The sequence below is a fragment of the Mycolicibacter icosiumassiliensis genome (genome assembly GCF_900078685.2).
In the GTDB taxonomy this organism is placed as follows: domain Bacteria; phylum Actinomycetota; class Actinomycetes; order Mycobacteriales; family Mycobacteriaceae; genus Mycobacterium; species Mycobacterium icosiumassiliensis.
Genome location: NZ_LT546166.1, coordinates 259,819 through 284,807, shown reverse-complemented (window position 1 = coordinate 284,807; position 24,989 = coordinate 259,819). Strand labels below are relative to the sequence as shown.

General features: G+C 66.4%; 24 protein-coding genes, 3 tRNA genes and 2 pseudogenes. 8 read left to right on the top strand and 21 right to left on the bottom strand.

All coding sequences use genetic code 11. The features are described from left to right. Positions 1-38: 38 nt before the first annotated feature. On the bottom strand, positions 39-3,587 hold the full coding sequence (rpoB, locus tag BN4346_RS24970) for a DNA-directed RNA polymerase subunit beta (protein WP_067967169.1): 3,549 nt from the start codon (positions 3,585-3,587) through the stop codon (positions 39-41). 367 nt (positions 3,588-3,954) lie between these two features. After that, positions 3,955-5,007: an ABC transporter ATP-binding protein gene (locus BN4346_RS24965; protein ID WP_067967168.1), complete on the bottom strand. Its 1,053-nt coding sequence runs from the start codon at positions 5,005-5,007 to the stop codon at positions 3,955-3,957. Positions 5,008-5,125: 118 nt separating this feature from the next. On the opposite strand from BN4346_RS24965, the pseudogene BN4346_RS24960 reads away from it, so the two are divergent. Beyond that, positions 5,126-5,323: pseudogene (locus BN4346_RS24960) on the top strand (hypothetical protein); the annotation flags it as partial. 77 nt (positions 5,324-5,400) lie between these two features. On the opposite strand, the gene rplL reads toward BN4346_RS24960, so the two are convergent. The 3 genes from rplL to BN4346_RS24945 form a co-directional block, all read right to left on the bottom strand. Further along, positions 5,401-5,787 (bottom strand): 50S ribosomal protein L7/L12, encoded by a 387-nt coding sequence (rplL, locus tag BN4346_RS24955; protein WP_046282651.1) that lies wholly within the window; start codon positions 5,785-5,787, stop codon positions 5,401-5,403. 54 nt (positions 5,788-5,841) lie between these two features. Further along, the gene (gene rplJ, locus BN4346_RS24950; protein ID WP_067967160.1) at positions 5,842-6,471 is read right to left on the bottom strand and encodes a 50S ribosomal protein L10; all 630 of its coding nucleotides are present in this window, start codon (positions 6,469-6,471) and stop codon (positions 5,842-5,844) included. Between the two features lie 269 nt (positions 6,472-6,740). Further along, positions 6,741-7,187: an anthrone oxygenase family protein gene (locus tag BN4346_RS24945; protein WP_067967157.1), complete on the bottom strand. Its 447-nt coding sequence runs from the start codon at positions 7,185-7,187 to the stop codon at positions 6,741-6,743. 65 nt (positions 7,188-7,252) lie between these two features. Between BN4346_RS24945 and BN4346_RS24940 the strand changes: the two genes are divergently transcribed. Further along, complete coding sequence (locus tag BN4346_RS24940) at positions 7,253-7,576, top strand: winged helix-turn-helix transcriptional regulator (protein WP_067967154.1); 324 nt, start codon at positions 7,253-7,255, stop codon at positions 7,574-7,576. A gap of 50 nt (positions 7,577-7,626) precedes the next feature. On the opposite strand, the gene BN4346_RS24935 is transcribed toward BN4346_RS24940, so the two are convergent. After that, on the bottom strand, positions 7,627-8,541 hold the full coding sequence (locus BN4346_RS24935; RefSeq protein WP_067967151.1) for an ROK family protein: 915 nt from the start codon (positions 8,539-8,541) through the stop codon (positions 7,627-7,629). Beyond that, positions 8,541-12,121: pseudogene (locus tag BN4346_RS24930) on the bottom strand (glycoside hydrolase family 38 N-terminal domain-containing protein). Before BN4346_RS24930 ends, BN4346_RS24935 begins: the two are co-directional and overlap by 1 nt. 145 nt (positions 12,122-12,266) lie before the next feature. Here BN4346_RS24930 and BN4346_RS24925 point away from each other — a divergent pair. The 4 genes from BN4346_RS24925 (at position 12,267) to BN4346_RS24910 (ending at position 16,557) form a co-directional block, all read left to right on the top strand. Then, on the top strand, positions 12,267-13,619 hold the full coding sequence (locus BN4346_RS24925; RefSeq protein ID WP_208863207.1) for an ABC1 kinase family protein: 1,353 nt from the start codon (positions 12,267-12,269) through the stop codon (positions 13,617-13,619). 2 nt (positions 13,620-13,621) lie between these two features. After that, complete coding sequence (locus tag BN4346_RS24920) at positions 13,622-14,530, top strand: alpha/beta fold hydrolase (RefSeq protein ID WP_327344851.1); 909 nt, start codon at positions 13,622-13,624, stop codon at positions 14,528-14,530. A gap of 116 nt (positions 14,531-14,646) precedes the next feature. Continuing rightward, on the top strand, positions 14,647-15,510 hold the full coding sequence (locus tag BN4346_RS24915) for a cyclopropane mycolic acid synthase family methyltransferase (protein WP_067967148.1): 864 nt from the start codon (positions 14,647-14,649) through the stop codon (positions 15,508-15,510). 156 nt (positions 15,511-15,666) lie between these two features. After that, positions 15,667-16,557 carry a cyclopropane mycolic acid synthase family methyltransferase gene (locus BN4346_RS24910; RefSeq protein ID WP_067967587.1) on the top strand — a complete coding sequence of 297 codons (891 nt, stop codon included), beginning with the start codon at positions 15,667-15,669 and terminating at the stop codon, positions 16,555-16,557. A 75-nt stretch (positions 16,558-16,632) separates the two neighbouring features. On the opposite strand, the gene rplA is transcribed toward BN4346_RS24910, so the two are convergent. The 11 genes from rplA to BN4346_RS24855 all read right to left on the bottom strand — a co-directional run bounded on the left by rplA (position 16,633) and on the right by BN4346_RS24855 (position 21,359). Beyond that, entirely contained in the window at positions 16,633-17,340 is a 708-nt protein-coding gene (rplA, locus tag BN4346_RS24905; protein WP_067967146.1) for a 50S ribosomal protein L1, read from the bottom strand. Between the two features lie 150 nt (positions 17,341-17,490). Then, on the bottom strand, positions 17,491-17,919 hold the full coding sequence (gene rplK / locus BN4346_RS24900; RefSeq protein ID WP_046285412.1) for a 50S ribosomal protein L11: 429 nt from the start codon (positions 17,917-17,919) through the stop codon (positions 17,491-17,493). Between the two features lie 25 nt (positions 17,920-17,944). Further along, positions 17,945-18,766: a transcription termination/antitermination protein NusG gene (nusG, locus tag BN4346_RS24895; protein WP_067967140.1), complete on the bottom strand. Its 822-nt coding sequence runs from the start codon at positions 18,764-18,766 to the stop codon at positions 17,945-17,947. A 23-nt stretch (positions 18,767-18,789) separates the two neighbouring features. Next, on the bottom strand, positions 18,790-19,242 hold the full coding sequence (gene secE, locus BN4346_RS24890; protein WP_067967138.1) for a preprotein translocase subunit SecE: 453 nt from the start codon (positions 19,240-19,242) through the stop codon (positions 18,790-18,792). A 77-nt stretch (positions 19,243-19,319) separates the two neighbouring features. Beyond that, positions 19,320-19,392 (bottom strand) — tRNA-Trp (locus BN4346_RS24885). A 159-nt stretch (positions 19,393-19,551) separates the two neighbouring features. Beyond that, complete coding sequence (gene hadC / locus BN4346_RS24880; protein ID WP_067967137.1) at positions 19,552-20,052, bottom strand: (3R)-hydroxyacyl-ACP dehydratase subunit HadC; 501 nt, start codon at positions 20,050-20,052, stop codon at positions 19,552-19,554. Positions 20,053-20,063: 11 nt separating this feature from the next. Next, complete coding sequence (gene hadB, locus BN4346_RS24875; protein ID WP_067967136.1) at positions 20,064-20,492, bottom strand: (3R)-hydroxyacyl-ACP dehydratase subunit HadB; 429 nt, start codon at positions 20,490-20,492, stop codon at positions 20,064-20,066. Then, positions 20,479-20,955: a (3R)-hydroxyacyl-ACP dehydratase subunit HadA gene (hadA, locus tag BN4346_RS24870; RefSeq protein ID WP_067967135.1), complete on the bottom strand. Its 477-nt coding sequence runs from the start codon at positions 20,953-20,955 to the stop codon at positions 20,479-20,481. Before hadA ends, hadB begins: the two co-directional genes overlap by 14 nt. 12 nt (positions 20,956-20,967) lie before the next feature. Continuing rightward, a complete protein-coding gene (gene rpmG / locus BN4346_RS24865) occupies positions 20,968-21,135 on the bottom strand; it encodes a 50S ribosomal protein L33 (protein ID WP_024440978.1) in 168 nt (55 codons plus the stop codon). Positions 21,136-21,173: 38 nt separating this feature from the next. Next, positions 21,174-21,247: transfer RNA gene (locus tag BN4346_RS24860), tRNA-Met, on the bottom strand. Between the two features lie 39 nt (positions 21,248-21,286). Beyond that, positions 21,287-21,359, bottom strand: a tRNA-Thr gene (locus BN4346_RS24855). 227 nt (positions 21,360-21,586) lie between these two features. On the opposite strand from BN4346_RS24855, the gene BN4346_RS24850 reads away from it, so the two are divergent. Next, on the top strand, positions 21,587-22,303 hold the full coding sequence (locus BN4346_RS24850; RefSeq protein WP_067967132.1) for an MBL fold metallo-hydrolase: 717 nt from the start codon (positions 21,587-21,589) through the stop codon (positions 22,301-22,303). Positions 22,304-22,314: 11 nt separating this feature from the next. After that, entirely contained in the window at positions 22,315-23,148 is an 834-nt protein-coding gene (locus tag BN4346_RS24845; protein ID WP_067967124.1) for a hypothetical protein, read from the top strand. Positions 23,149-23,175: 27 nt separating this feature from the next. Here the strand turns inward: BN4346_RS24845 and BN4346_RS24840 are convergent, their stop codons facing one another. From BN4346_RS24840 to BN4346_RS24830, 3 genes are read right to left on the bottom strand one after another with little or no spacing between them, the layout of a single operon-like run. Beyond that, positions 23,176-24,228 carry a patatin-like phospholipase family protein gene (locus tag BN4346_RS24840; RefSeq protein ID WP_067967115.1) on the bottom strand — a complete coding sequence of 351 codons (1,053 nt, stop codon included), beginning with the start codon at positions 24,226-24,228 and terminating at the stop codon, positions 23,176-23,178. A gap of 10 nt (positions 24,229-24,238) precedes the next feature. After that, positions 24,239-24,688 carry a cyanase gene (cynS, locus tag BN4346_RS24835; RefSeq protein WP_456080966.1) on the bottom strand — a complete coding sequence of 150 codons (450 nt, stop codon included), beginning with the start codon at positions 24,686-24,688 and terminating at the stop codon, positions 24,239-24,241. A gap of 23 nt (positions 24,689-24,711) precedes the next feature. Continuing rightward, on the bottom strand, positions 24,712-24,978 hold the full coding sequence (locus BN4346_RS24830) for an SRPBCC family protein (RefSeq protein ID WP_067967113.1): 267 nt from the start codon (positions 24,976-24,978) through the stop codon (positions 24,712-24,714). Positions 24,979-24,989: the final 11 nt, after the last annotated feature.

The following is a 24,989-nucleotide window of genomic DNA, read 5'->3' as shown; positions in this document are numbered from 1 at the left end:
GTAACTCCCTTTCCCCTTGCGGGTTTAGTAGCTGGTAATTAAGCGAGGTCTTCCACCGAAGCGGATTCGTTGCGGGACAGGTTGATTCCCAGGTTGGCGGCTGCCCGCTCCAAGTCCTCGTCCTCGCCTTCGCGCAATTCGATCGCGGCACCGTCCTTCGCCAGCACCTCAACGTTGAGGCACAGCGACTGCAGCTCTTTGAGCAGCACCTTGAACGATTCCGGGATACCCGGCTCCGGGATGTTCTCGCCCTTGACGATCGCCTCGTAGACCTTGACACGGCCGACCGTGTCGTCAGACTTGATCGTCAGCAACTCCTGCAGCGTGTACGCCGCACCGTAGGCCTGCATGGCCCAGCACTCCATCTCACCGAAGCGCTGACCACCGAACTGCGCCTTACCACCGAGCGGCTGCTGGGTGATCATCGAGTACGGACCGGTGGAACGCGCGTGAATCTTGTCGTCCACCAAGTGGTGCAGCTTCATGATGTACATGTAGCCGACGGTCACCGGGTACGGGAACGGCTCACCGGAGCGACCGTCGAACAGCATCGCCTTGCCGTCACCGTTGACCATGACCTCGCCGTCACGGTTGGCCAGCGTCGAGGAGAGCAGACCCTGCAGCTCCTCCTCACGGGCACCGTCGAACACCGGGGTCGCGGTGCGGGTGTCCGCGCCGGCCGAGTACAGCTCCTCGGGCAGCTTGTCCGCCCAGTCCGGCACGCCGGCTGCCACATCGATGTTCCAGCCGGTCTTGGCGATCCAGCCCAGGTGGGTCTCCAGGATCTGACCGATGTTCATACGACGCGGCACACCGTGGGTGTTCAAGATGATGTCGACCGGGGTGCCGTCCGGCAGGAACGGCATGTCCTCGGCCGGCAGGATCTTGCCGATGACGCCCTTGTTGCCGTGCCGACCGGCCAGCTTGTCACCGTCGGAGATCTTGCGCTTCTGCGCGACGTAGACGCGCACCAGCTCGTTGACCCCGGCGGGCAGCTCGTCGTCGTCCTCGCGGGAGAACACCCGGATGCCGATGACCTTGCCGGACTCACCGTGCGGCACCTTCAGCGAGGTGTCCCGGACTTCGCGGGCCTTCTCGCCGAAGATCGCCCGCAGCAGCCGCTCCTCGGGCGTCAGCTCGGTCTCACCCTTGGGGGTGACCTTGCCGACCAGGATGTCGCCGTCGCGGACCTCGGCGCCGATGCGGACGATGCCGCGCTCGTCGAGGTCAGCCAGCACCTCGTCGGAGACGTTCGGGATGTCCCGGGTGATCTCCTCGGCGCCCAGCTTGGTGTCGCGGGCGTCGATCTCGTGCTCCTCGATATGAATCGAGGTCAGCGTGTCCTCCTCGACCAGCCTGTTGGACAGGATGATCGCGTCCTCGTAGTTGTGCCCTTCCCACGGCATGATCGCCACGAGCAGGTTCTTGCCCAGGGCCATCTCACCGTTGTCGGTGCACGGGCCGTCCGCGATCACCTGGCCGGCCTCGACACGCTGGGCGGCGTCGACGATCGGACGCTGGTTGGCGCAGGTGCCGTGGTTGGACCGGTTGAACTTGCGCATCCGGTAGGTCTGCCGGGTGCCGTCATCGGCCATCACCGTGACGTAGTCGGCGGACACCTCCTCGATGACACCGGCCTTGTCGGCGACGATCACGTCGCCGGCGTCGATCGCGGCACGCAGTTCCATGCCGGTACCCACCAGTGGTGCCTCGCTGCGCACCAGCGGAACCGCCTGACGCTGCATGTTGGCACCCATCAGGGCACGGTTGGCGTCGTCGTGCTCGAGGAACGGAATCATGGCCGTGGCCACCGACACCATCTGGCGCGGCGAGACGTCCATGTAGTCGACCTCGGACGACGACACGTACTCGACTTCGCCACCCTTACGACGGACCAGAACGCGATCCTCGGTGAAGCGGCCGTCGTCCTCCAGCGGCGAGTTGGCCTGCGCCACAACGTGGCGGTCCTCCTCGTCAGCGGTCAGGTACTCGATGTCATCGCTGACCACCCCGTCGTTGACCTTGCGGTACGGGGTCTCGATGAAGCCGAACGGGTTGACCCGTGCGTACACCGACAGCGATCCGATCAGACCGATGTTGGGGCCTTCCGGGGTCTCGATCGGACACATCCGGCCGTAGTGGGACGGGTGCACGTCACGAACTTCCAGGCCGGCCCGCTCACGCGAGAGACCACCCGGCCCCAGCGCCGACAGCCGGCGCTTGTGGGTCAGACCCGAGAGCGGGTTGTTCTGGTCCATGAACTGGGAGAGCTGGCTGGTGCCGAAGAACTCCTTGATCGCGGCAACCACCGGGCGGATGTTGATCAGGGTCTGCGGCGTGATGGCCTCGACGTCCTGGGTGGTCATCCGCTCGCGGACCACGCGCTCCATCCGGGACAGCCCGACCCGGATCTGGTTCTGGATCAGCTCACCCACGGTGCGCAGCCGCCGGTTGCCGAAGTGGTCGATGTCGTCGACCTCGACCGGAACCTCAACGCCGCCCGGCACCGTCATGGTGGCGGACACGCCCTCCTGAGCGGCCTGGTGCAGACGCACCAGGTACTCGATGGTGGCCACGATGTCCTCTTCGGTCAACGTGGTCGGCTGCGACTCGCCCGGGTTGGCGGTCAGGCCCAGCTTCTTGTTGATCTTGTAGCGACCCACCCGTGCGAGGTCGTAGCGCTTCTCCTTGAAGAACAGGTTCTCCAGCAGAGTCTGCGCGGATTCCTTGGTGGGGGGCTCGCCCGGCCGCAGCTTGCGGTAGATGTCCAGCAGCGCCTCGTCGGAGTTGGCGGCGTTGTCCTTCTCCAGCGTCGACATCATGATCTCGGAGAAGCCGAAGCGCTCGCGGATCGCCTCGCTGGTCCAGCCCAGCGCCTTGAGCAGCACGGTGACCGGCTGGCGGCGCTTGCGGTCGATACGAACGCCGACCAGGTCGCGCTTGTCGACGTCGAACTCCAGCCAGGCGCCGCGGCCCGGGATCACCTTCACCGAGTGCAGCGTCTTCTCGGTGGACTTGTCGATATTGGCGTCGAAGTACACACCAGGCGAACGCACCAGCTGGGAGACCACCACCCGCTCGGTGCCGTTGATGATGAAGGTGCCCTTCTCGGTCATCATCGGGAAGTCACCCATGAACACCGTCTGGCTCTTGATCTCGCCGGTGTTGTTGTTGATGAACTCCGCGGTGACGAACAGCGGGGCCGCGTACGTCATGTCCTTGTCGCGGCACTCCTCGACCGGGGCCTTGACCTCGTCGAACCGCGGGTCGGAGAACGACAGCGACATCGAGCCGGAGAAGTCCTCGATCGGGGACAGCTCTTCGAGAACCTCTTCGAGGCCACCCTTGGGGGCAGAACCGGTCTGCTGGGCCATCTTCTCGCGCCACTCCGACGCCCCGATCAGCCACTGGAACGAGTCGGTCTGCACGTCGAGCAGACCCGGAACCTCGAGAGGTTCACGCAGCTTGGCGAAGGAGACCCGGTTCGGGGCCCCGGGCACGGAACTATTGGGAGAATTCTGGGTGGTAGTACCTGAAGCGTTCTTTTTGCTCTGGCGGGAGACTGCCAAGATGCATCCTTCCAGCACCTAATGCGGCCAGCGGATCCCGGCTCTCACCGGACCCCGTTCGCTGCGAATATTCGACCGTTGGTTCGGCTGGCAAACGATCTGTCCGGTCTCACGCACAGCCAAACCACGAGGTAACAAGCCAAAACGAGCCAAAACGTGACTCAGGCTGGTGCAGCGGTGTTCGGGTGCGGGTAAGGGATGGGCAGGAGGAAGCCAGCGCAACGTCCAACAATAGCGCAGGCTGGCGCAATCCTCAACTGCGATGTCCCGGGGCCCTATCGGTGCTGGCTGACCTCCGCCGGGCTCTCCGCACGTGTGCTGGTGACCAGATTGGACCGTTTAGGTCCGTCCGTCAAGAGCTGACACGGCGTGAGCCTGCACGGACTTAACCAGGCGGGGTCGGGATCGACGCGGTGGAAGCCTCTTCGTCGGCGGGGAACTCGTGCACCGCGTACCGGTGGGTGCCCTCGAGCTCGTCCCGGATGGCCGCCTGAGCGTTGGGCGGCAAGGTGTGCAGGATCTCGCGCACCCGGGCCCTGCGGCGTGCCACGCCCTTGCGCTCCGGCAAGCCGGGGGTCGCGCTGAGCTGGGGCGGCACGCCCTCGATCTCTTCGACGCCGCCATCGCTCTGGCCGGCGGCGATCATGGCCTCCTCGGCCGCCGCGGTCGCCTGGTCCTTCTCCTCGGACATGCCGATCGGGCCGATACGCCGGCCGTTGAGGAACTGGCGCACCACCGGCTCCTCGGACGTGAGCAGCACCTCGCGGGGACCGAACATCACCAGCTCCTTGCGGAACAGCATCCCGATGTTGTCCGGCACGGTGCGCGCAATGTTGATGTTGTGCGTGACGATGAGGATGGTGGCGTCGATCTGGGCATTGATGTCGATCAACAGCTGGCTCAGGTACGCGGTGCGGACCGGGTCCAGACCAGAGTCCGGCTCGTCACAGAGGATGATCTTGGGATCGAGAACCAGGGCGCGGGCCAGGCCGGCACGCTTGCGCATACCACCGGAGATCTCACCCGGGAACTTGTAGCCGTCGTTGGGCATACCGACCATCTCGAGCTTCTCCATGACGATGTCACGGATTTCCTTCTCGGACTTCTTGGTGTGCTCACGCAGCGGGAAGGCGGTGTTGTCGTAGATGTTCATCGACCCGAACAGCGCGCCGTCCTGGAACAGCACGCCGAACAGCGTGCGGATCTCGTAGAGCTCCTTGGCCGAACACTGCAGGATGTCAGTGCCGTCGATGACGATCGAACCGCGCTCGGGGCGCAGGAGGCCGATCAGCGACTTCAAGAACACGGACTTGCCGGTACCGGAGGGCCCCAGCAGAACGCTGACCTCTCCCTCGGGAATTGTCATGGAGACGTCTTCCCAAATCCGGGCCGATCCGAAGGACTTGGTAAGCCCCTGTACCTCGATGGCGACACCCATTAGTGAGGTCCTTCCGCAACGTCTGTTTGTGCCACGACTGGCTTGTGGCTTGGGCCACTGTAGCGCACAGGTGCGACCTTATCGGCGGTCTGCCTCAGTCGGTGGGTGTCCAGTTGCAATGGAAGCCCATGGGAACCCGTTGCGGCACGCGCACGGTGGCCGACCCGACGCGCCGCAGACCCGCAAGATCGCCGGCACCGCTGGGACTTCGACGATGGCGGTCTACATCCACTTCGGCGGAATGCCACAGCTGATCGCGGCGATCGCCGAGGAGGGTCTCCGCCAGTTCAATCCGGCGCTGACGATCCCCGCCACCGAACAGGCCGCAATAGCAGAAGCCCCCGGAACCTCGCGGGTTCCGGGGGCTTCCCCTGTTCAGGGCCGTAGTCGAAACTACTTGACGGTGACGGTGGCGCCAGCCGCCTCGAGCTTGGCCTTGGCGTCCTCGGCAGCCTCCTTGGCGACCTTCTCCAGCAGTGGCTTGGGGGCGCTGTCGACCAGGTCCTTGGCTTCCTTGAGGCCCAGGCCGGACACGACCTCGCGGACGACCTTGATGACGCCGATCTTCTTCTCGCCAGCCGACTCCAGGATGACGTCGAACTCGGACTGCTCCTCGCCGGCCTCAGCGGCGGCGGGGGCGGCACCAACGGCGGCCACGGCGACCGGAGCCGCAGCGGTGACGTCGAAGGTCTCCTCGAACTGCTTCACGAACTCCGACAGCTCCAGCAGGGTCATCTCTTTGAAGACGTCGAGCAGCTCTTCGGTGGAAATTTTGGCCATGATTTCGGTCCTTTCTGATTCCGGTTACGGAAGTTGGGTTGGGGTTGTGCCTAGTTATTCGGCGGTTTCGGCCGGAGCCTCGGCGGTTTCGGCCGGAGCCTCGGCGGTCTCTGCCGGAGCTTCCGTCTCGGCCGGGGCCTCGGCAGCAGGTGCTGCTGGGGCGGCTTCCGAAGCAGGCTTCTTCTCCTGCAGTGCGGCTGCCAGGCGGGCCATCTGCGAAGCCGGGGCGGCGAACAGGCCGGCGGCCTTGGACAGGTTGGCCTTCATGGCACCCGCCATCTTGGCCAGCAGCACCTCGCGCGACTCCAGGTCGGCGATGCGCTCCACCTCGGCGACGGTCAGCGCGCGACCGTCCATGTAGCCGCCCTTGATGACCAGCGCCTTGTGGTCCTTGGCGAACTTCTTGATCGCCTTGGCGGCGTCCACCGGCTCGCCCTGCACGAACGCGATGGCCGTCGGGCCCGCGAAGAGCTCGTCGAGCCCCTCGACCCCAGCCTCGGCCGCAGCCAGCTTGACCAGCGTGTTCTTCGCCACCGCGTAGGTTGCCGAGCCACTGAGCGAACGCCGCAGCTCCGCCAGGTTTGCAACCGTCAGACCGCGGTACTCGGTGATCACGGTGGCGGTCGAGCCGTTGAACTGCTCGACGATGTCCGCGACGGCGGCGGTCTTGTCAGCCCGCGCCATGCATACCTCCTCGGTGTCGCTTGAACTTGTCTCGTACTTGTCTGGAGTGACACACCCGGGAAATAACGAACGCCCCGACGCAGGAATGCGGTCGGGGCGTCACAATGTGTGCCGGCGGGGCCGGTGCCTCGTCCTCCTGCGTGGGCCGCCGGGATGTTCCCGGACCTTCAACCGATTGCTCGGTGACCGACGGTCTGTGGTGGATCGCCACACACCATAGCGTGACGAGGGCCGATCAGCCAAAACGGGGTCCGCCGGCCGGGCGACAGCTAGCCACTCACCACGCCGATCGCAAGCAACACGAGGATCACCACCAGCATCGCCACCCGCAACCAATGCAGCCGATCCCAACGCGCCGCGAGCGCTCGGGATACGTCGTCGGTGGTGCGCCACGCCGCGATCTTGTTGTTGATCGGCACCAGCACCATCACCGACAGCATCACGACGGCCGCCATCAGGCCGGCGCCCACACCGATGAGCCAACGCTGCGAGTCGGCGACGACGCCGACCGCCACCAGCAGCACGAACGAGGCCAGGTACCAGAACGGCATCACCTTCCCCAGCAGCCCGGCGCCGTCGCCGCGGGCAGCCCAGAAGGCGTCGTCGGGCAGGCGCCCGAGGATAGGGCGAAAGAACGCCGCCACCGAGAACTCCGCACCCACCAGGATCCCCACCACCACCACCGCAAGGATCTCGACAATCTGCTTCACAATCATCGACTGTGATGGCTATGCTGACAAAAAACAAGGTACTGACAAAATAGTCAGCATGAGGAGCGCTGGTGGCGGCATCAAAGACACTCGTCAGTGACTGCCCGATCGATGCCGCACTAACGGTCATCAACGGCCGCTGGAAGGGCACCATCCTGTGGCGCCTGGCCGACGGGCCCATGCGCACCGCCGAGCTGCGTCGCAGCATCCCGGGCATCACCGAACGAATGCTCATCCGTCATCTGCATGAGCTTGTCGCCGACGGGATCATCGAGCGCCACGACGCCGGCACCGTGCCGCCCTGTGTGCACTATTCGATCTCGGAGTACGGACGGACGCTGGCCCCGGTGCTGGCCCAGCTGTGCGAGTGGGGTCGTCTCCACCTATCGCGTTGACTCTGACTCAGGGCGGGGCCTTCTCGCACTGTGTCGCCACCAGCACAGGGTCACGGCAGGGTGGCCAGCACGGCCGCCCCCACCAACCCGGCGTCGCCGCCGAGTTCGGCGGGCACCACCTGCAGGCCGACCAGGAAGTCCAACCCGGCACGTTCGGCCAGCGCCGCCCGCAGCGGGTCAAACAACAAGGCGCCGGACTTGGCGACTCCCCCGCCGATCACCACCAGATCGAGGTCGCACACCGCCGCCACCGAGGTGATCATCACCGACAGCGCGTCGGTGCCGCGCCGAAAAGCCCCCAGCGCCACCGGGTCCCCGGTTTCGGCGGCCGCCGCGAGCGCCTTGGCATCTGCCCCGGACGCTTCCGGCGTCCAACCGTTGGCCAGCGCCCAGCGCACCATCGACGGGCCGGAGGCGATGGTCTCCACGCAACCGCGGCCACCACAGCGGCACCGCTCCCCGTTGGGGTCGACGATGACGTGCCCGACGTGCCCGGCATTGCCGGTACGGCCGTGGACGGGCGCCCCGTCGAGCACCAGTCCGCCGCCTACCCCGGTCGAGACCACCATGCCCAGCATGGATCGGGTGCCGCGCCCGGCGCCGTGTCGGTGTTCGCCGAGCGCCATGCAGACGCCGTCGCCGCCCAATAGGACCGGAACCCCGGGCACCAGGGCCGCCACCCGGTCGCGCAGCGCGAACCCGCGCCAGCCCGCAATGTTGACCGGGCTGACGGTTCCGGCGTTGACGTCGATGGGGCCGGCCGAGCCGATGCCCACGGCATCCACCCGCCCGCCGGCCCGTTCCAGGGCATTCTCGATCAGCTCGGTCACTACCGCCCACACCGCCTCGGTGCCCTGATCCGCTCGGGTGGGCAGGGCAATGGTGTAGGTCAGTGATCCGTCGGGATCGACCAGGCCGGCGGCGATCTTGGTGCCGCCGACATCCAGCGCGAGGATGGCGGCCATCAGTCGACACCTACCGTGACGGGCGCCAGCACCGCCATTCGCACCGCGGTCGAATAGGTCAGCGCGCCCGCGCCGCCGACCCGGACCAACGCCCACCAGGTGCCCGGTGTGGCCCACACCGGCGGGGCGATGTCGAAGCTCAGCTCCACCTGGCCCCGAGCCGGCACCACCGCACCCAGCGCCGGCGGCCCGGCCCATTCCCAGGTGCCCCAGGGGCTGATCAGGTGTGCCTCGATCGCCAGGTCGGCGTGTGCGTCGGTGCCGACCAGGACGGTCAGCCGAGCGGCACGTCCGGCGGTGACCTCGATCGCGGACGGGTCGTCCACATACAGCAGCCGGTCGGAACCCGGATCGCCGACGCGCACCACCGCCACGTCTTCGACCGGCTGGCGCCAGGCCCGCGGCAGGTCACCGGACAGGTCGAGTCGAGCGCGCAGCGGATAGAGGCCCGGGGCGGTATCGACGGGGATCGTCACCCGCACCGGGATGTCCACGTGGCCTCCGGCCGTCAACCGCACCGGCTGTTCGGTCGGCGTGACCGCCCAGCCGGCCGGGCACTGCCACGTCACCTGACCGGACAGGGCCGCGTCGACGCAGTCACTGGCCACGGTCAGATCCAGTTCCAGCAGTGCGCCCGCGTTCGCGTCGACCCGGTGCGGATGCAGAGCCGGGGTCACCGGTAGGCCGCCTAGTGGCGCCGGGCCGCGGTTGTGCAGCCAGTAGCGGGCGTAGAGCGGTTGGGCTGCCTCGGATTCGGGCGCCAACGGCCGGCCGGTGCCCAGGTTTTCGACGTCGAGGCGAGCGGTGACGGTGGCGATCTCATAGCCGTGCAGCCGGTCGGGGGCCGGGTGCTCGCGGGGCTGTTCTAGCAGGTCGGCTCGGCCCAGTACGGTCACCGGGCCCAGGTCGCTGCGCAGCGTGACGGCGGCGTCGGCGCCGCGGGTCTCGACCAACCGCAGCGTGACGGTGTTCGGGTCGACGGGCTGCGCGCTGCCGCACGCCGTCGGGTTGCCGGCCGCCTTGAGCGCCCCGAGGCCCACCGCATCGGCGGGGTCGACGCGCAGCAGCGAGCCGCTCGCCGGGCGTTGCGGTCCGGCCCGCCGAGCGTGATTCGGGTGTCGGGCAGGTTGGAGTCGACGTCGAGGTTGCCGTAGCGCGGTCCGTCGGCGTCCGAGCAGGTGGCGGTGACCCCGGCACGCACCAGCGCGACCATCAACTCCCGTGCCGGCACGCCAGCGGTAACCACCTCGGCCACCGACACGGCCCGGCAGCCGTCGCCGACGCGGATCCGCGCGGTTGCGGACAGCCCGAACCAGCGGTGGGCGGGGGTATCGAGGGTCCACGGGTGCTGCGCGGTGTCCACCGAGCGTCCGCTGGGCTCGTGCAGCAGGCCGAAGCCGCGGCCGATGACGGCGTCGGCCACCTCGGTGACCGGCAGTGCGCCAGGCACCGGACAGGGCCAGCGCAGCCGCAGCAGGTGGTCGGCGCCGGTGAACTCATCGATGGTGGTGGAGCAGTCCACCCGGTCCACGCCGTGCCACACCGTCAGGGTCTGGGTGTAGGTCAGCACGTCGCGGATCCGCCCGGAGACCACCAGCCGCTCCCCCAGCGGACCGCGGTAGGCCTGGACCGTCACCTCGCGGGCGACCGCGGAGGTGAACAGGTTCCCGCTGGGCACCAGATGCCATGGGCCTTCACCGGATTGCGGGTGCCGGGGGTATTCGTCGTAGACGGCCAGCTGGTTGCCCAGGCCTCCCGCGCTGATCATTTCGCGGCCGTCACGGCGCCACGAGGTGATACCGCCGCCGCGGTCCGGGTCCGCGGTCAGCTGGTGGTGCTCGTTGCTGATGCGGGTGCCGGGCATCGGTTGCCAGCCGTGGGCGTCCGGGGTGGGCGTGAGCCGGTAGGCCTGCCAGCCCAGCGACGGCACGTCACGGGCCAACCAGCTGACGCTGCTGCCGCCGTGTTCGACGTGGGTGGGCAGTTCGGTGCCGTCGGGGGCCAGGACGCACACCCCCGCCGACAGCGGCTCCGGCAGGTGCACGGTGACGATGTCGGTGCGCTCACGTGCCACCGGGTTCCACACCACGGTGTTTTGGGCACCCTCGTCGGTATTTACCAAGCCCGACAGCACCGCCAGTGCGTTGTCGCGGGCGTCGGTGCCCAGTTGCCAGGCGTCGCGCCAACCGGTCAGCAGGTCCAGGTAGACCTGGTCGGCCTCCGAGCCGGTGATGGCGTCGTGGTGGGCGCCGTAGGACAGTTGCGCCCAGGCTTTGTCCAACGCCGCCTCCGGGTAGTCGGCACCGGTCAGCGCCGCCGCGAACACCCCGAAGCGCTCCGCGCCCAGCACCGCCTGTTCGGCGGCCCGGTTGGCCTGCTTGGTGTCGATGTAGGAGACGTGGCAGCCGGTGTAGATCGGGTTCATGTCACGGGTCTGCGGAGACGGAGCCGCACCGCGCTGCTGCAGTTCGGCGCGTACCGCGGCGAAGAACTCGCTGGGCAGCGCGCAGACGAACCTCGGCCAGGTGTAGCGGGCGTTCCAGTCCCGGTGGATCTCGGTGATCCAGCGGTTAGGAGGGGTGAAGTCGGTGCCGACCGGCAGCAGCACGTTGCGGGTGGCGGCGACCTTCTTCATGTCGGTGAACAACCGGTAGACGTCCGCCTCGGCGTCGGCCAGGCACTCCCGGGCATCCATCCACCAGCCGGCCGCATAGTGCGCGGGCATGTAGTGGGTCAGCAGGCCGCGCCCGGACGGCGAGATCCACTCGAACTCACTGGGGAACTGCATTCGGCGCGGATCGCCTCGATCCGCCATCGGGCCCCACTGGTGAAACGGCCCGCGCGCCCAGGCGCTGGAGGACAGTCCGGCGTCGGCGACCAACCCGGGGAACTGCGGGTCATGCCCGAACACGTCGAGCTGCCAGGCCGTCGCCGGTTCGGCGCCCATGATGTCGCGCTGAAATCCGATCCCGGCGACCAGGTTGCGGATCGTGGTTTCGGCGTCGGTGAGGTTGGTCGACGGCTCGTTGTACGTGCCGCCCATCACCTCGACCCGGCCCTGCGCGATCAGTCGGCGGAGCTCGGCACGGTGCTGCGGGTGGGTGTCCCAGTACGGCTTGAGGTAGTCGACTTCGGCCAGGACGAACTTGTATTCGGGGTGCTCGCGGGCCCAGTCCAGGTGACCGCGCACCAGATCGAAGCCGTTGGTCTGCCGGCACGCGCCGAGCGGGCTCTCAGTCCACGCGCTGGTGTAGTTGGCCTGGGTGTTCCACCACACCGGGTCGTAGTGGAAGTGGCCGATCATGAACATGGTCCAGCCGGGTTCGGCCACGGTGAACGTGAAAGGGCTGCCGTTGACCCGGGCGGCCCGCTGCTGCCCCGGCACCGGGTTGTCGACGGTCACCGGCACCTCGACGACACCGCTTCCGGGTCCGGCGACGGTTTCTCCGGCCAGACCGTCACCGTCGACACGCACCGGCGTCCGCGCAGCGGCATCGGCGTAGCTGACCCGGACCAGCTGGATGGGTGCGTCAACCGGCCCGACGAACTTCTCGGTCGATTCGACGTCGAGGATCCGCATGGCACAAACCTACGGATGCGCGCCCGCCGCGCGGAGCCTTTCGGCGACCGGCCGTGCCTGGGCTTACCCCCTGGCGACCGGGCGCCGAAGCCGAGGGCGGTGCGCTGACGGAGAACTTCCGCCGGTGATTTGGCAGACTGCAGCAATGAGTGCGACCCCACCCCGCCAGGTGGCCCAGCTGGACCGGGTGCCGTTGCCGGTTGAGGCGGCCCGCGTCGGCGCCACGGGCTGGCAGCTCACCCGCGCCGCCACCCGAGTCTTCACCCGGCTGCTCGGGCCCGGGCCGATCCAGCAGAAGGTGATCCGCGAGCTGCCGCAGACGTTCGCCGATCTGGGCCCCACCTACGTCAAGTTCGGTCAGATCATCGCCTCGAGCCCCGGCGCGTTCGGCGAACCGCTGTCCCGCGAGTTCCGCGGCCTGCTCGACTCCGTCCCGCCGGCCGACCCGGCCGAGGTACATGCCTTATTCGTCGAGGAACTGGGCGCCGAACCGCAGGAGCTGTTCGCCAAGTTCGACGAGACCCCGATCGCGTCGGCCTCGATCGCGCAGGTGCACTTCGCCACCCTGCACAGTGGCGAGGAGGTGGTGGTCAAGATCCAGCGGCCGGGCATCCGCCGGCGGGTCGCGGCCGACCTGCAGATCCTCAAACGCTTCGCGCAGCTCGTGGAACTGGCCAAGCTGGGCCGGCGACTGTCGGCCGGTGACGTGGTCGCCGATTTCGCCGACAACCTCGCCGAGGAGCTGGACTTCCGCATCGAGGGCCAATCGATGCAGACCTGGGTGTCGCATTTGCACGCCTCCCCGCTCGGCCGCAACATCAAGGTGCCCGACGTGCACTGGGACTTCACCAGCGAGCGGGTGCTGACGATGGAGCGCGTGGCGGGCATTCGCATCGACGACGCCCCCGCCATCCGCAAAGCCGGCTTCGACGGCGTGGAGCTGGTCAAGGCCCTGTTGTTCTCCACCTTCGAGGGCGGGCTGCGGCACGGATTGTTCCACGGCGACCTGCACGCCGGCAATCTGCTGGTGGATGACCAGGGCCGGGTGGTGTTCCTGGACTTCGGGATCATGGGCCGCATCGACCCGCGCACCCGGTGGCTGCTGCGCGAGCTGGTCTACGCGCTGCTGGTGAAAAAGGATCACGCCGCGGCCGGCAAGATCGTGGTGCTGATGGGTGCGGTGGGCACCGTCAAACCCGAGGGCCAGGCCGCCAAGGACCTGGAAGCCTTCGCGACCCCGCTGACGATGAAATCGCTGGGCGACATGTCCTACGCCGACATCGGCAGGCAGCTCGGAGCGCTGGCCGATGCCTACGACGTCAAGCTGCCCCGCGAGCTGGTGCTGATCGGCAAGCAGTTTCTCTATGTGGAGCGCTACATGAAGCTGCTGGCGCCGCGCTGGCAGATGATGTCCGACCCACAGCTGACCGGTTACTTCGCCAACTTCATGGTCGACGTCAGCCGCGAGCACGAAGACAACGACGACCCGGGGGTATGACGGTGGTGGAGATGCGCAGCGGTACCGCCCGCTCGGGCGACCTGGAGATCTTCTACGAAGATCTGGGAAACCTCGAGGACCCGCCGGTGCTGCTGGTGATGGGACTGGGCGCGCAGCTGCTGCTGTGGCGCACCGGGTTCTGCGAGAAGCTGGTCGCCCAGGGCCTGCGGGTGATCCGCTACGACAACCGCGACGTCGGCCTGTCCAGCAAGCTGGGTCGCGAACATGCCCGTGGCGCGTTGGTCCCTCGGATGGCGCGGTTCTGGCTGGGCAAGCCCAGCCCGGCCGTCTACACCCTGGAGGACATGGCCGACGACGCCGCCGCCCTGCTGGATCACCTGGGCATCGAGCAGGCGCACGTGGTCGGCGCTTCGATGGGTGGCATGATCGCGCAGGTCTTCGCGGCGCGGTTCGCACCCCGGACCCGTTCGCTGGCCGTCATCTTCTCCAGCAACAACCGGCGGTTCCTTCCGCCGCCGGCACCGCGCGCACTCATGGCGCTGCTGACTGGACCGTCACCGGACTCCCCGCGCGACGTGATCATCGATAACGCGGTGCGGGCCAGCCGGATCATCGGCAGTCCGCGCTACCCGGCCCCGGAAGACCAGCTGCGGGCCAACATCATTGAGGCCTACGAACGCAGTTACTACCCGTGGGGCATCGCCCGCCAGTTCGGCGCCATTCTGGCCAGCGGCAGTCTGGCCGCCTATGACCGGTTGATCACCGCGCCGACCGTGGTGATCCATGGCCTGGCCGACAAGCTGATGCGCCCCTCGGGGGGACGAGCGGTTGCCGACGCCATCGATCGCGCCCGGCTGGTGCTGTTCGAGGGCATGGGCCACGACTTGCCCGAAGAGTTGTGGGACCCGGTGATCAGCGAGCTGACCACGACGTTTGCTGCCGCGAGGTAATCTCGCTCGGTGGCCGGTCGGCAGACAAAGCCACGCCGAAGTGCTCATACCAGCTGAGCAACGGTAGTCTGTTCACACCCTCCCCTTAATCAGACAAGATCGCGAGTAAACCGAGCATGCCCAAGCTGGAACCGAAGTACGAGGAACTGCAGTCGATCTACGACATCTCCAACGAGTTCTACGAGCTGTTCCTAGGTCCGACAATGGGCTACACCTGCGGGTTCTACCCGAACAAGGACACCACCTGCGACGAGGCGCAGATCGCCAAGTTCGACTTGGCGCTGGGCAAGCTGGGCCTGGAGCCCGGCATGACGCTGCTCGACATCGGCTGCGGTTGGGGGGCCTGCATGCAGCGGGCGCTGGAGACGTACGACGTCAACGTCATCGGGCTCACCCTCAGTGGTGAGCAGCGCCAGTACGCCATCGACAAGCTGGCCAAGGTGGACACCAACCGCAACGTCGAGGTGCGACTGCAGGGCTGGGAGGAGTTCACCGACAAGGTGGACCGGATCGTGTCGATCGGGGCGTTCGAGCACTTCGGCCGCGACCGCTGGCCGGACTTCTTCGACATCACCTACAACGCGCTGCCCGATGATGGCCGGATGCTGCTGCACACCATTACCGCGATCAGCGGGCAGGACGAGGCGCAGGCCAAGGGCATTCCGATGACGATCGAGCTGGCCAAGTTCACGCTGTTCATCATGAAGGAGATCTTCCCCGGCGGGCAGCTTCCGTCGGCGTGGTTGCCCCGCAAGTACGCCGCCGACGCCGGCTTCACCGTGACCCGGGACGACGAGATCGGGCCGCACTACGCACGCACCCTGGAAGACTGGGCGGCAATGTTGGCGGCCAATAAGGAGCGGGCGATCGAGGTGCAGGGCCAGGAGGCCTACGACCGGTTCGACAAGTACCTCAACGGCTGCGTGCGACTGTTCCGCGACGGGAACACCAGCGTCCACCAGTACACGCTGCAGAAATAGTGGGGATCGGCCTGCCGTGGGTTCCGGCTTGGCTACATTTCACGTCAACCGATTCACCCTCGACCCGCTAAGCTGCAACAGTTGACCGGCTCGGACGACAAGGCGGTTATGGCGTCCAGTCTCAGCGGGTTTCATCAGGAAGGCAATCAGTCACAGATGGTGGACAAATCGACCCGGACCGCAGACATGCGTCCGAAATTCCAGAACATTCAGGCCCACTACGACCTGTCCGATGACTTCTTCGCGTTGTTCCAAGACCCGACCCGGATGTACAGCTGTGCGTACTTCGAGCCGCCGGACGCCACCTTGGAAGAAGCCCAAATCGCCAAGCTGGACCTGAACCTGGACAAGCTGGACCTGCGCCCCGGGATGACGCTGCTGGACATCGGTTGCGGCTGGGGTGCGACTATGAAGCGCGCCGTGGAGAAGTACGACGTCAACGTCATCGGGCTGACCCTGTCGAAGAATCAGCACGCCTACTCGCAGAGCCTGCTGGACGCCATCGACACCGACCGGTCACGGCGGGTCCTGCTGCAGGGCTGGGAACAGTTCCACGAGCCGGTAGACCGGATCGTCTCAATCGAGGCGTTCGAGCACTTCGGTTTCGAGAACTACGACAACTTTTTCAAGAACTGCTACGACATCATGCCTGCTGACGGCCGGATGACGATCCAGAGCAGCGTGAGCTTTCACCCCTATGAGCTCAACGCACGCGGCAAGAAGCTGACGTTCGAGACCGCCCGGTTCATCAAGTTCATCCTCACCGAGATCTTCCCGGGCGGCCGGCTGCCCACCACTCAGATGATGGTGGACCACGGCGAGAAGGCTGGTTTCACTGTGCCCGAAGCGCTTTCGCTGCGGTCGCACTACATCAAGACCCTCAAAATCTGGGGCGACGCACTGGAAGCCCATCACGCCGAGGCGGTCGCGATCCAGTCCGAAGAGGTCTACGAGCGCTACATGAAGTATCTGCGCGGCTGCGAGTACTACTTCACCGACGAAGCGCTGGACGTCAGCCTGGTCAGCTACGCCAAGCAAGCCGCCTGACCCACACTCTTTGTCTTACCGCCAACGCAAAAAGCCCCCGTCACGCGCGAGCGTGCGGGGGCTTTTCGGTGGGTCCTATTCAGCCGCGAAGTTGCGGGTGACGGCCGGGTCCACCGGAATGCCGGGGCCGGTCGTCGTCGAAATGGTGACCTTCTTGAGGTAACGGCCCTTGGACGACGACGGCTTGAGCCGCAGCACCTCGTCGAGGGCGGCGCCGTAGTTCTCCGCCAGCTTGGCCTCTTCGAACGACGCCTTACCGATGACGAAGTGCAGGTTGGCCTGCTTGTCGACGCGGAAGTTGATCTTGCCGCCCTTGATGTCGGTGATGGCCTTGGCCACATCAGGGGTGACGGTGCCGGTCTTCGGGTTGGGCATCAGGCCACGCGGGCCCAGCACGCGGGCGATGCGGCCCACCTTGGCCATCTGGTCCGGGGTGGCGATCGCGGCGTCGAAGTCTAGAAACCCACCCTGGATCTTCTCGATCAGGTCGTCGCTGCCGACCACGTCGGCGCCGGCGGCGATGGCCTGCTCGGCCTTCTCACCGACCGCGAACACCGCCACGCGGGCGGTCTTACCGGTGCCGTGCGGCAGGTTGACGGTGCCGCGAACCATCTGGTCGGCCTTACGCGGGTCAACACCGAGCCGGATAGCGACCTCGACGGTGGCGTCCTGCTTGGTCGAGGACGTCTCCTTGGCGAGTTTGGCCGCCTGCAGCGGGGTGTAGAGGTTGTCGCGGTCCACCTTCTCGGCGGCGGCGCGGTAGGCCTTGCTGGTCTTGCTCATTGGTTATCCAATCTCGTGGTTGGTTGTGGTTCACGGGCCGAAGCTGGCCCTCCCACGTATTCGTTTCTCGTCGAATGCTCCCTCGCATTCCCTCGCTGGGGCTCGTTCCTCGCCCCGCTCGGTCATGCTCGGTCTATTCGCCGAGGGCTACTACTCGACGGTGATGCCCATGGAGCGGGCGGTACCGGCGATGATCTTGGCGCCAGCCTCGATGTCGTTGGCGTTGAGGTCGGCCTTCTTGGTCTCGGCGATCTCGCGTACCTGGTCCCAGGTCACCTTGGCGACCTTGGTCTTGTGCGGCTCCGCCGAGCCCTTGGCGATACCGGCTGCCTTGAGCAACATCCGCGCCGCGGGCGGGGTCTTGAGCGCAAAGGTGAAGCTGCGGTCCTCGTAGACGGTGATCTCCACGGGGATGACGTTGCCGCGCTGGCCTTCCGTCGCCGCGTTGTACGCCTTGCAGAACTCCATGATGTTCACGCCGTGCTGACCAAGTGCGGGTCCGACCGGCGGCGCGGGGTTGGCCTCGCCAGCCTTGATCTGAAGCTTGATCAGCCCGGCGACCTTCTTCTTCGGGGCCATGAGGGGGTGTTTCCTTTCCTACGTACTAAATCTTGGAGACCTGGGTGAAGCCCAGTTCCACGGGTGTCTCGCGACCGAAGATGGACACCAGCACCTTGAGCTTCTGCTGTTCGGCGTTGACCTCGCTGATCGAGGCGGGCAGTGTGGCGAACGGGCCGTCCATGACGGTGACCGACTCGCCGACCTCGTAGTCCACCTCGATGACCGGCCGCTCCAGACCGCCCTCGGAGGCGGCGGCGCTCACTGCACCCGCTCCGCCCCGGGCTTGCTTCTTCGCCGCACCTTGCGGCAGCAGGAACTTGACCACGTCGTCCAGCGGCAGCGAAGTCGGCCGCGAAGTGGCGCCGACGAACCCGGTGACGCCCGGGGTGTTACGCACCGCGGACCAGGAGTCGTCGGTCAGGTCCATCCGAACCAGGATGTAGCCCGGCAGCACCTTGCGATTGACCTGCTTGCGCTGGCCGTTCTTGATCTCGGTGACCTCTTCGGTGGGCACTTCCACCTGGAAGATGTAGTCGCCGACGTCGAGGTTCTGCACGCGGGTCTCGAGGTTGGCTTTCACCTTGTTCTCGTAGCCGGCGTAGGAGTGGATGACGTACCAGTCGCCCGGCTTGGAGCGCAGCTCGGCTTTCAGCGCCACCGCGGGGTCCAGTTCCTCATCCGGCTCGTCCTGGGCCGACTCAGCGACCTCGGGGGATTCGGGGGCTTCAGCCTCGTCGGACTCAGCCGCGTCAGCGGCCTCGGCGGACTCGTTGGCCTCCACCGCGGAGTCCTCAGCGGGAACCTCGGTGGTCTCCGCCGCGTCGACCGGCTCGCCCGCAGGCGTATCGCCGTCGAAGGTAGTCACGGTTGTCAGTCCTTCCTATAACTTCACTCGCCGAACACCAGCAGCACCAGCCGGGCCCATCCGTAGTCTGCCCCGGTGACCAATGCCACCATGAAGACCAGGAACGCCAGCACCACTGCGGTGTAGGTGACCATCTGCTTGCGGTTCGGCCAGATCACCTTGCGAAGTTCGCCGACGACCTGCTTGAGGAAGTTCAACACGAAGACGAGCGGGTTGCGCGAGGGCCCTTCCGCCTTCTTCTTGGCCTTCTTTTTAGCCTTCGCGGCATCCGCTGCGTCTTCCGCGTCCAACTCGGTAGCCGTGGACTCCACGTCGTCGGCGCCGTCACCGGCATCACGTCGCCGCGAACGCTTACCCGTGGGCCGCAGCGGGTCGCCGACCTGCCTGCTCACCACGGCCGTGCGACTGCTGCTGCCGGATTCGGCATCGCTATCGCCGTCGGCTGCGGCGTCGGGACGGTCGAGCTCGTCGGTCACCGCATGCTCCTTCGTTGTTCGCGCTTACCTCATTGCCGTACCGCGCATGGTGTCCAGTGTCCACCATGGCACGTCAGCAGGGGCGACAGGACTTGAACCTGCAACCTGCGGTTTTGGAGACCGCTGCTCTGCCAGTTGAGCTACGCCCCTTCGCGGTTGGCGCACCAACCTGCGGGCTCGGAAGTTTCACCTGCTCGCCGTCACCGGCTCACACAATTCGCGCGCCCCCCGTTCGCCTCACGGAAAGCGCGCTAATGGTGGGAAAACCCCGAAGTCCGAGTGTACCTCGCCGCTATGGCCAGTTACTAATCAGGCTGTTCGGACGACCTGACCGGATTCAGCATCCCACCGGAGGTTGACCGAATCGTCGCCGTCGTGACCCATCATCGTGGTGAACGCTTCGAGCACCACGTCGCCATCCTGGTTGGTCAAGATGTTGCGGGTCGTCACGATGTCAGCACCGAAACGCTCATTGACCGAGGCGATCTCCATCCGGGCGTAAAGTATGTCGCCGGCCTTGATCGGCTTGAGGTAGGTGAAACCCTGGTCGACCTGGACCATCTGCATGGTGGTGTATCCGGTGTCGACGTGGCGGAAGAAGTCGGATTGCACCAGCTTCGCCAGAATGGCCACGAAGGTCAGCGGCGCCAGTAACGAGTCGTAGCCCAGTTTGGCCGCCTCCGCCTCGTCGAAACAGGCGGGGTCCTCAGCCTTGATGGACCGGGCGAACTCGCGGATCTTTTCGCGGCCAACCACGAACGAGTCGGGGTAGCGCCAGATCATGCCCCGGATATCAGTTTTGATCGCCATGCTGCGCCTCCCTAGGCCAGCTTGGCCGAGGCGACCGCCCGCCCGAAGATCTTCTTGCCACCGGTGGTCGCGGTAAGCGCAATGGTCACCGTCTTCGATTCGGGGTCGACTGACTTCACCCGGCCGCTGAAGGTGATCTCGGCGCCCTTGCCGTCGTTGGGCACCGGCACCACCGAGGTGAAGCGCACGTTGTATTCGGTCACCGCGCCGGGGTCGCCCACCCAGGACGTGACGTAAGCGCCACCCAGCCCCATGGTCAGCATGCCGTGGGCGATCGCGGTGTCCAGACCGACCTGCTGGGCGATCTCGTCGTCCCAGTGGATCGGGTTGAGGTCGCCGGACACGCCGGCATAGTTGACCAGGTCCTGCCGCGACAACGGGATGACCCGCTCGGGCAGCTGATCGCCGACCTTGACCGAACTGAACTCACGCAACGCCATCGGTGAAACCCTTGTCTCCCTCGCCGGCGCGGCCCGCCAACGTCGTATATGTCTTCTGCACGATTTCGCCGGCCTGGTTGGTGACCACCTGCATGGTCACAACGATGTCGGTGCCGTGCGCGCGGCGAACGGATTCGACCGACACATCGCAAAACAGTCGGTCGCCTTCCTTGATCGCCCGCAGAAATTCGATCTTCTGGTCGACCTGGACGATCTGAGCGTCGTCGGTGGTGACACCGCAATGCTCGAAGAAACCCGAAATCGCCATGTGCCCGAACACCGAGATGAAGGTCAGCGACGCCACCAGGCCGTCGTAGCCGAGGTCAGCTGCCGCTCGGAGGTCGAGACTGGCCGGATCCACTGCCTTGACCGCGCGTGCGTACTCGCGGATCTTCTCCCGTTCCACGTCGTAGTGGTCGGGATAGCGGTAGCGCGCCCCAACGAGGCGGTCGGCCAACGACACGGTCGGCCTGCCTTAGCGAGATTCGCGGTGCGACTCGTGCTTGCCGCAGTTGGGGCAGAATTTCTTCAGCTCCAACCGGTCGGGGTCGTTACGGCGGTTCTTCTTGGTGATGTAGTTGCGGTGCTTGCACACCTCACAGGCCAAGGTGATCTTCGGCCGCACATCAGTACTGGAGGCCACGTCTGTCGTCCTTCGTTCACATGTCGAATTGCTTGCAGTAGCGGTGGGGAGGCTCGATCTCCCGACCTCACGATTATGAGTCGTGCGCTCTAACCAGCTGAGCTACACCGCCCCGATCGGCGCTAGTCGGCGCACCGACTGGCGTCCACCGAGCCCCCTAACGGAATCGAACCGTTGACCTTTTCCTTACCATGGAAACGCTCTGCCGACTGAGCTAAGGGGGCGGTCACCTACAGCGACCCCTTCGGGCGCTGCAAGCCTGTAGAAGGTTACAACCTCCGCCACGAGGTCACCAAACCGCGATGACAGACGCTGGCCAAAGCCTGCTTGCTTGACGGCGCCGACCTGCGGCGCCCGGCTTCGCCGCGCTTGCAATCGGCGCTCGACCGACTGCGCCGACCTGCGGCGCCCGGCTTCGCCGCGCTTGCAATCGGCGCTTAGGCTGGAGGGCGTGCCCGAATCCGACCGGCTGTATTTCCGCCAGCTGCTCTCCGGACGCGATTTCGCGGCCGGCGACCCGATGGCCGCCCAGATGCGCAACTTTGCCTACCTGATCGGCGACCGGCAGACCGGCGACGCCGTCGTGGTCGATCCGGCCTATGCCGCCGGTGATCTGCTCGACGCGCTCGAGGCCGACGGTATGCGGTTGTCCGGCGTCCTGGTCACCCATCACCACCCCGATCACGTCGGCGGCAAGATGATGGGCTTCGAGCTCAAGGGGCTCGCCGAGCTGCTGGAGCGGGCCAGTGTTCCGGTGCACGTGAATACCCATGAAGCACAGTGGGTTTCGCGGGTAACCGAAATTCCGATGACGGATCTGACCGCGCATGATCATGGCGACAGGGTTAGCGTCGGCGACATCGACATCGAGCTGCTGCACACACCGGGCCACACGCCGGGCAGCCAGTGCTTCCTGCTGGACGGTCGATTGGTTGCCGGCGACACCTTGTTCCTGGAGGGCTGCGGCCGAACCGACTTCCCGGGCGGCGACTCCGACGAGATGTACCGCAGCCTGCAACAGTTGGCCGCACTGCCGGGCGACCCGACGGTGTTCCCCGGCCACTGGTATTCGGCCGACTCGAGCGCGGCGCTTTCCGAGGTCAAGCGATCCAACTACGTATTCAGCGCCGGAAGCCTGGACCGGTGGCGCATGCTGATGGGCGGATGAGGGGATAGCTGATGGGATCAGTTGAGGACCGCTTGTACGACGTCGCCCACGCGGGCGCCGATGCCTGGCTGGCCTGGGCCGCCTGGCTGGCCATCGGTATCACCGTGCTGGCACTGCTTTATTTGAACCGTCAACTGCAGCGCAACCGCCGGCTGGCCGCCGAGCAGACCCGCCCGCACGTGGCGATGTTCATGGAGCCGCACGCCGCCGACTGGCACGTCATCGAGCTGGTGGTCCGAAACTTCGGCAAGACCGCCGCCTATGACATCCGGTTCACCTTCGACCAACCACCCACCGTGGCCCGCTACGAAACCGCCTCGGACGGCTACGCGGACGTGGTCGCGCTGCAACTGCCCGAAGAACTGACGGTGCTGGCGCCGAACCAGGAATGGCGAACGGTGTGGGATTCGGCGATCGACCGGGCCGAACTCGGTGAGGGCATCGAGTCGCGGTTCACCGGGACCATCAGCTATGCCAACAGCCCTGACGAGCCGAAGGGCTGGTTCGGGCGGCGGGGCAAGCAACCCCGGTATGAGAACAAGGTGGTCCTGGACTGGAAAGACCTGCCCCCGGTGCGGCGGGTCGAGTTGATGACGACGCACGACCTGGCCAAGCGCGAGAAGCAGAAACTGGAGCTGCTGCGCAGTCTGCTCAGCTACTTCCACTACGCCAGCAAAGAGACTCGACCGGATGTGTTCCGCGGTGAGATCGAGCGGATCAACGGGGCGGCCCGCGAGATCCAGGACCGCCTGCGGGGCCGCGAGCAGCTCGAGGCCGCCGGCAACACCGACATCACGGTGCGGCTCGGTGACGCCAGCACCGAGCTGGGCAAGCACCGCAGCTGAGCCCGGAGGTTCAGCGGGGTCCCGGCATCAGTCCGAGTCGGCGGTGTCCTGGCTTGGGTAATGCGACGCCCGGAACTGCCGTAGGTAGGCCGCCCAGTCCCAGCTCGACAGAAACTCGCTCGCTGCGGTGTAGCCGTTGTCGTAGAGCTTCTCGAGCCGGTCACGGGAGATGCCGAAGTCCAGCACGCTGACATCGGTGGAGTTGACCTTGATGGCCCGCACGCTGACCCACGGCTGGTTCAGGTAGGTCTGGTCGTGGCCGACCAACATGGTGCTGATCAGGTTCTCCAGCAGCAGTGATTGTCCGAACAGGCGCAACGGCCGCAACACCGGAACCATGGCGTCGATCCCATCGGACATCTCCGGCACCACCGTGACCCCGAAGGTGGGCCACAGCGGTGGTCGGCCGTCGAGCCGGTCGAAGGTGTAGATCGGGAAGTTCGACAGCACCCCGCCGTCGACCAGGGTGGAGCGCAGCCCGCCGGCGCTGGTCAGCGTCACCGGGCGATAGAAGAACGGCACCGCCATCGAGGCGCGCACTGCGTCGGCGACGGACTGCTCGTCGGGATCGAGCCCATAGACCCGCCGGTAGTCCCACGGCAGCCGTACCAGCTGCCCGGTCGTCACGTCGGTCACGGTGACCACGGCGCGGTAGCGTCGCTCGGGCATCAGGTTGTCGGCGTCGTAGCCCAGATCACCCCAGGTGCGCACCCCCAGGTTCGCCAGCTCACTGCGGATCCAATCGTGGGCGACGTCGCCGCGGTACAGGGCGCTGTCGCGCAGGAACCCCCACACCGGCCCAATCAGCGGGAGTGGCCCCGCGTCGCGCCAGGTGTGCAGCGGTACCGACAGCGCCAGATCCTTGACCTGCGCGGCGGTCAGCTGGTCGCCCTGGGCGGCGGCGGCCAGAATCGTGCCCACCACCGAGCCGCCGGACACCCCGGAGATGCGCTGCACCGAATAGCCGGCGTCCATCAGTGCGACCACCGATCCGACCAGCCCGACGAAACGCACTCCCCCGCCGGACAACACCAGGTCGGCAGTCAGCGGTTGCGGGCTGCGTGCTTGACGAGTAGCCATCGACTGGCGCTCAGTCCGCTGAATTCCATTCGTAGGGAAGGAATTTACCATCGAAGGTGATCACCACCCGATCACCGCCCGGATGCGGTTTGCGCTCAATGTCCATGCTGAAGTTGATCGCGCTCATGATGCCGTCGCCAAACTGCTCGTGGATCAGTTCCTTGATCGCCGGACCGTACACGCCCACCGCCTCATAGAGTCGGTAGATGGTCGGGTCGGTGGGCGGTGCAGTGAGTCCGCCGCGCATCGGTACCGCGGCAAGCACCGGCACCACCGCCGGGTCCAGTCCGAGCAGGCCCGCCAGGACCTTGCCCGATTCGGCAGGAATGGGGTGTGAACCCAGCAGCGCCGAGGTGGTCCACACCACCGGCTTGTCGATTGCGTCGGCCAACTCCTGCCAGGTCAGTCCCTTGGCGAGGCGGGCGGCGATGATCTGCTCGGTGATCTGGCTTCGGTTCATGGCTTCCAGCATGCCCGCCTCGCTCACTGTTCGAAATAGCGACGCAGGTTGTCCCACATCGCGGCGTGTGAGCTGCCGCCATCACGCAGCACGGTCTTCATCAACATCCTGGGCGCATTGATGTCGACCTGTTCGTGCAGCCGGGTGCCGCCGGCATGCGGGCGCACCGTCATGGTGGACCACAGCATCGGGTGCAGGGCTTCGTAGTTGACCAAGTCGGCCAGAAACGCCGCAACGACTTCGGGCGGCGCAGCGATGTCGGCGGTGTGCTCCAGGCGTCCGCGTGCCATGGCAGCACCAT